Raw genomic sequence first — 6,000 nt, 5'->3', positions numbered from 1 at the left:
TCCGATCTGTGGGCATTGCGGATGGATTGGTGATGCAGACCTAAATGGAGCAATCAATATTGCGCTTTTGGGGCAGTCCGTAACGCTGCCTGGAGGCTCCTGGCTGGCATTCGAGATAGAATCAACCAGCAACCGAGAAACACGACCGAGCGGAGACGGTCTAACAGTTGGGCGTTCTATCAGTTGCGACAATTCTTGGAATACAAGGGTATCAAGGAAGGAGTTGAGGTGGTTGCTGTACCCCCTGCCTATACCAGTCAAACCTGCCATTGTTGCTTGCATATTGGGTTGAGAACTGAAAAAAAGTTCAAGTGTGGGCATTGCGGATGGATTGGTGATGCAGACCTAAATGGCGCAATCAATATTGCGCTTTTGGGGCAGTCCGTAACGCTGCCTGGAGGCTCCTGGCTGGCTTGCGAGATAGCCGGAGGGCTACAGAAAGCCTCGCCCGTCTAGGGCGGGGAAGTTTACAACCTTATTGAACCATTGCCGCAGCAGCCCCAATCGCAGAAGGAGTCCCCCTACACGCGACCCCGCAGGATTTGTGCCATTTCATTGGGCTTGGGCGAGTTTTCAATCGCCGTTTCCTCATCAATGCGCCCGGCCTCGTAGAGTTCGTAGAGGCACTGGTTCATGGTACACATCCCATCATAGGTACATTGGGGAATAATCGCCTCAATTTGTTCCACTTCCCCACGCAAAATGTAGTCTTTGATGGCATCGGTGTTGATCATGATTTCATGAATGGCTGCCCGCTTACCATCGGTGGTGCGCACCAAGGCTTGGGCAATCACGGCCACCAGTGACTCTGCTACCTGCATCCGCATCGGCCCCTGTTCATCAGGGTTATAGAGGTTGAGAATCCGCTCGATGGTTTTTACAGCACTGTTAGTGTGCAACGTACCAAAGACTAAGTGACCTGTTTGGGCGGCTTTGAGAGCCGTATTGACCGTTTCGCGATCGCGCATCTCCCCGATCAGGATAATATCTGGGTCTTCCCGTAGAGAGGCTTTGAGGGCATTATCAAATTTAAGGGTATGAATACCCACCTCCCGCTGGCGAATCATGGCTCGCCGACTTTGGTGAACAAATTCTATCGGGTCTTCAATGGAAATAATATGCTTGGGCATTTCTGTATTGATAAAATCTACCATTGCCGCAAGGGTGGTGGACTTACCAGAACCCGTGGGGCCAGTCACCAAAATTAACCCCTTATGGTAGTGACATAAATCCTTAAAGACTGGTGGCAAGTTCAATTGCTCAAGGGTGAGAATTTTTACCGGAATTAGCCGCAGCACCATGGCCGGCCCCTTCAGCGCCACAAAAATGTTGATCCGTACCCGACACATGCCTTCATACTGGTAAGCACCGTCGTACTCTAAATGGGTACGAAACTGCTCAATTTGCTGCGGTGAGAGCAACTCGTTTAACCAGTAATTAAAGGTTTCTTCATCGGTAACAGGGTAGTTAGTCACTTCTAGCTTGCCGCGATCGCGAAACCGTGGTGCCTCACCAACACCAACATGAATATCAGAGTAACCATGCTCAAAGGCTTCCCGCACTAACTGCTCCATCGTCGGCCCCGAAATCCGTGCTGCGGGGGTGGGCATGGACTGAGTGGGAACCATTTGCTGTGGCATCCCTTGCGGGGGAACGCCTTGGGGCGGCATCGGGCGCGGCGGCATCCCTTGCGGGGGGGCACCTTGGGGCGGCATGGCCGGAGTGCTTCCCGCAGGACGTGGCGGTGGCATAGGTGGTGTATTGGGAACACGGGGTGGGGGCGTTTGGGGATTCGTCATGGCTACTGCTCACGCAATGCATTAGGTTAATTTCAGTGTGCCACTCTTACTCAAGCACCTTGGCCGTCGTAATATTTCTGTTACAGAGAGTTAGCTCTGCCGTCCCTAAAAAGTCAATCCCCGCAGGGCTTATGGCAAAGCGATAGGGCAGCACCTCAACCCCCATAGCTATCGCTGTGCGCAACAGCTCACCATAGGTGGGGTCAGCACTATCCCCAGGGGCAAAGCGATCGCAATCACCACGGTTAATAAAGTACACCATGCACACGCGAGCCTGCGGCTGAGTTTGGCGCAGCCATTGCAGTTCCCGCAAATGTTTCTGCCCCCGGGTGGTAACAGTATCGGGAAAGAGGGCTAAGCCAGAGCACGCCCACGTTGTATTTTTGACCTCCACATAGGCTGGGGGCTGCTGCGGGTGCCCTGTCAAGAAAAAGTCGATACGGCTACGCTCCTGACCGTAGAGAACTTCCCGCTGGTGGTTGGCATACCCCGCCAACTCAGGCAGTTTCCCCGCGGCTAAGGCAGAGGCTATGACCTTGTTGGGTAACCCTGTATTCACCCCTACCCATGTGCCATCCACAAAAATCATTTCCCATGTATAAGCCAGCTTGCGTCTTGGATCGGGATGATAGGAGACCTGCACAGGTGCCCCCACTTCACAAATACCCGTCATCGGGCCTGTATTGGGACAGTGAGCAACGATGCGATCGCCACTGCTCAACTCAATCTCGGCAAAAAAACGCTTGTAGCGCCGACACAGAACACCTGCTTGCAAGGGAGGATAGGCATACCGCCAAGAGTCTTGAGAATGGAGGCTGACGGCCAAGGACTGCACCTACAAACTGTGCCTAAAAAATAAGAACCTATGCATCCATAAGTTAAGATGCCAGCTCCTAAAATAGAATAGAAGCTGACACCTTACAACTTATTAAAGGAGATTTAAGGTTAAGGTCTATATGCGCTGACCTCATTTCAATACCCTTGATTCTGGCATCACTTCTCGGAGAGATCAGGATTCTCTAATCTTTTTTTTATATTTCCTAAGACTACGGCTTTGTTACATACTGGCTCAATATTTCCTCTGGATCTGAACTATGGGGGACTATGAAATGATCCCTAATAACGTAATATTAAGATGTATGTCGCAAATCTTAAGAATTCTGTGGTATGACAACCGAAACCCCTGACGATACCCTGCTGGATCGGTTTGAGTGTCGCGCCTGCGGCTACGTTTACGAACCTGCTAAAGGGGATAGCACCCGTGCCATTGCAGTGGGCACTGCCTTTGCCGACTTGCCCATTACGTGGCGCTGTCCAGTGTGTGGTGCTCCCAAAAAGCAGTTTAGTAATATCGGACCGGTGGGTTCCCCCTCAGGGTTCAAGGAAAACTTAAACTATGGCTTTGGGGTCAATACCCTGACCCCCGGCCAAAAAAACCTACTGATCTTTGGTGGTCTTGCCATTGCTTTTCTTTTTCTACTGAGTTTCTATAATGTTCGCTAAGCAAATTCATTCCCACCGTCAAAATATAACCAAGCTCACCCGTAGCGTACTGATCATGGTGGCACTGTGGCTATCTCTGACGGCCCATGCCCTTGCGGTTCCTAGCCTTGAGTACAACCCGTGGGAGGCGCTGCAACTGCCCACCACGTCGACAATTCTCGATATTAGTTTTATTGATGCCAACCATGGCTGGCTGGTAGGGGCTAACGCTACCCTGATGGAAACTCGTGATGGTGGCCGGACGTGGGAACCCCGCACCCTTGTGTTAGATAACCCAGACTACCGCTTTAACAGTGTCAGCTTTAAGGGGAATGAAGGCTGGATTGTTGGTGAGCCGCCAATTATGCTGCATACGGAGGATGGCGGTCAGTCGTGGAATCAAATTCCCCTTAGCCCCAAACTCCCAGGAGCACCCCGCTTCATTAAGGCGCTGAGCAACGGCCAAGCGGAAATGATGACGGATGTCGGTGCTATCTACCGCAGCCAAGATGGGGGCAAAAACTGGCAGGCGCTTGTACAAGAAGCCATCGGCGTGATGCGTAACCTGAATCGCTCGCCGGCTGGCGAATATGTGGCTGTGTCTTCGCGGGGTAGCTTTTACTCGACGTGGCAGCCGGGGCAAGCAGCATGGGAACCCCATAACCGCACCAGTTCACGGCGGGTTCATAATATGGGCTTTACGCCCAACGGCGCTCTGTGGATGATTGTCAATGGTGGCAAAATTGCCTTTTCTGACCCCCAAAACCCCGATGAATGGGGGGAGCTACTGAGTCCCCTGCGGCGCAATAGTGTTGGGCTGCTAGATCTCGCCTACCGTACCCCCGAAGAAATATGGTTGGCGGGAGGGAGTGGTGTGCTGCTCTGTAGTTTTGATGGCGGCCAAACGTGGCAGCAAGATATGGATGTGAAACAGGTGCCCTCCAATTTTTATAAGATTCTCTTTTTTAGCCCGCAGCAAGGCTTCATCATTGGTCAGCGGGGGATTTTGCTGCGCTATGTCAGCGACGTGGGCTAGTGGATCCGCGCAGAAAATAAGGGGCGAGGGGGTCAGCCCCTTTACCTTCAAAACAGGGTGGTAGAATTGAGGCAACTGGGCAGTATTCGGGTTTTTCTATGCTTTCCCTTGAGACTGTGGTTGATGCACCTGTATCCCACGTACCGCCAGCAATCGCACACATTTTAGTGATTGAAGATGAAGATTTAATTCGAGAAACGTTAGTTCTTGCCCTTCAGGATGAGGGTTTTCAGACAATTACAGCAACGAATGGTCATGAGGCACTGAGTCTCATTAACTCCCATCTTTTTAGGTCTCATGCAGACCTGACCCCAACAATAGACTTGATTATTTTGGACTTGATGCTGCCGGGGGTAAGCGGGTTGGATCTCTGTCGACATGMTGCAATCAACATAAGAAATGAAGCCTTGCGGATATTGGAGTTAGGAACTAGCTCTACTGCCTTTGGGAGGGGACGTAAGACATCTGGTAAAACTTCGGTTTTGCTAGATGCTGTCCCCGTTGAACAAGGAAGCCGCTTATCTATCGCGTAGCGATGATGAGCGGTAGTTCACGGCTCCATACTTTTGGGGGTGTTGCTGAATGCGGCTATGAATTCCCTCATCCCCAACCCGTCTCCTTGGGGAAAAGGGAGCTAAGAGTCCTATTCCCTCTCCGTTGGGAGAGGGCTAGGGTGAGGGCGGCAAAAGACTCACACCCGAAAGTCATACTTAATACTCAGCAACGCGCTTTTGGTCAGCCTTTACTCTCATTGGCGCACCTTGGTAACAACTTCGGTAAACCCTTAGAAAAAAACACGGTGTTGTAAACAGGGCATCTGTTGCCGCACTTGCTCTAAACGGCTCGGTTCAATGGCCGCAACGGCCACTCCCGGGCGATCGCCAGCATCCGCTAGAATCGTGCCCCATGGATCCACAATGAGCGCATGGCCATGGGTTTGCCGCCGCGCATAGTGAATTCCGGTTTGTGCTGGTGCAATGACATAGCAGGTGTTCTCAATGGCTCGTGCCTGTAACAGTACCTGCCAGTGATCCTTCCCCGTAAACGCTGTAAATGCTGCTGGGACAAAGAGAATGGTTGCCCCTGCTTGAGACAAGGCGCGATACAACTCTGGAAACCGCACGTCATAGCAAACCGATAGGCCGATATTGCCCAGTTCTTTGCTGGGATAGACGGGAGGTAACTGATGTCCTGCTAGAACAGTGCCCGACTCATGGTAGATATTGCCATCCGGTAAATCAACATCAAACAGGTGAACTTTGTGGTAACGCGCTAACTCCTCACCATTGCGACCCACTAACACCGCTGTGTTATACACTTTGCCATTGTCGGCAGGCACCGGAAAGCCACCACCCAACAGCATAATTTGAAAGCGTTGTGCCATACGCTTGAGAAACGCTTCGCTGCGCTCGGCAATAGTAGCCGCTTGGGCCACTTTTTCAGCATCATCGCCAAGAAAAGAGAAATTTTCTGGTAAGCCCACAAGTTCTGCACCACGCCGTACCGCAAGCTCAATCAGCTCTTCTGCCTGAGCGAGGTTCGCGCTTAGATTGGGCTGGCTGGTCATTTGAATGGCGGCAGCAAGATACGGCTTCATTCCCTAATTATTAAAAAAATAGTAGCCTCTCATTGTATAGGCTGAAACAAGCCCAGAGCAAGCCTCAATCCGTGCTATCAAGACTT

General features: G+C 51.6%; 6 protein-coding genes and 1 pseudogene. 4 read left to right on the top strand and 3 right to left on the bottom strand.

Translation table 11 applies throughout. From position 1 onward, the window contains the following. Positions 1 to 99: 99 nt before the first annotated feature. Positions 100 to 456 (top strand): annotated as a pseudogene (locus tag L5220_RS13200) (zinc ribbon domain-containing protein); the annotation flags it as partial. A 65-nt stretch (positions 457 to 521) separates the two neighbouring features. Here L5220_RS13200 and L5220_RS13195 read toward each other — a convergent pair. Continuing rightward, a complete protein-coding gene (locus L5220_RS13195) occupies positions 522 to 1,799 on the bottom strand; it encodes a type IV pilus twitching motility protein PilT (RefSeq protein ID WP_499574085.1) in 1,278 nt (425 codons plus the stop codon). Between the two features lie 46 nt (positions 1,800 to 1,845). Next, a complete protein-coding gene (gene sfsA / locus L5220_RS13190; RefSeq protein WP_499574083.1) occupies positions 1,846 to 2,625 on the bottom strand; it encodes a DNA/RNA nuclease SfsA in 780 nt (259 codons plus the stop codon). A gap of 341 nt (positions 2,626 to 2,966) precedes the next feature. On the opposite strand from sfsA, the gene L5220_RS13185 reads away from it, so the two are divergent. The 3 genes from L5220_RS13185 to L5220_RS13175 all read left to right on the top strand — a co-directional run bounded on the left by L5220_RS13185 (position 2,967) and on the right by L5220_RS13175 (position 4,850). Further along, positions 2,967 to 3,302: a rubredoxin gene (locus tag L5220_RS13185; RefSeq protein WP_099797808.1), complete on the top strand. Its 336-nt coding sequence runs from the start codon at positions 2,967 to 2,969 to the stop codon at positions 3,300 to 3,302. Continuing rightward, positions 3,292 to 4,317 carry a photosynthesis system II assembly factor Ycf48 gene (locus L5220_RS13180; protein ID WP_099797810.1) on the top strand — a complete coding sequence of 342 codons (1,026 nt, stop codon included), beginning with the start codon at positions 3,292 to 3,294 and terminating at the stop codon, positions 4,315 to 4,317. The genes L5220_RS13185 and L5220_RS13180 overlap by 11 nt, the downstream gene beginning before the upstream one ends. Before the next feature lie 98 nt (positions 4,318 to 4,415). Then, positions 4,416 to 4,850, top strand: a complete 435-nt coding sequence (locus L5220_RS13175) for a response regulator (RefSeq protein ID WP_499574081.1) — start codon at positions 4,416 to 4,418, stop codon at positions 4,848 to 4,850. A 251-nt stretch (positions 4,851 to 5,101) separates the two neighbouring features. Here the strand turns inward: L5220_RS13175 and L5220_RS13170 are convergent, their stop codons facing one another. Then, the gene (locus L5220_RS13170) at positions 5,102 to 5,914 is read right to left on the bottom strand and encodes a carbon-nitrogen hydrolase family protein (protein WP_099798324.1); all 813 of its coding nucleotides are present in this window, start codon (positions 5,912 to 5,914) and stop codon (positions 5,102 to 5,104) included. Positions 5,915 to 6,000: the final 86 nt, after the last annotated feature.

The sequence above is a fragment of the Synechococcus sp. PCC 6716 genome, from assembly GCF_022570815.1.
Lineage (GTDB): Bacteria > Cyanobacteriota > Cyanobacteriia > Thermosynechococcales > Thermosynechococcaceae > Thermosynechococcus > Thermosynechococcus lividus.
Note: the sequence above shows the minus strand (reverse complement) of the source record. Positions and strands in the feature narration are given on the sequence as shown.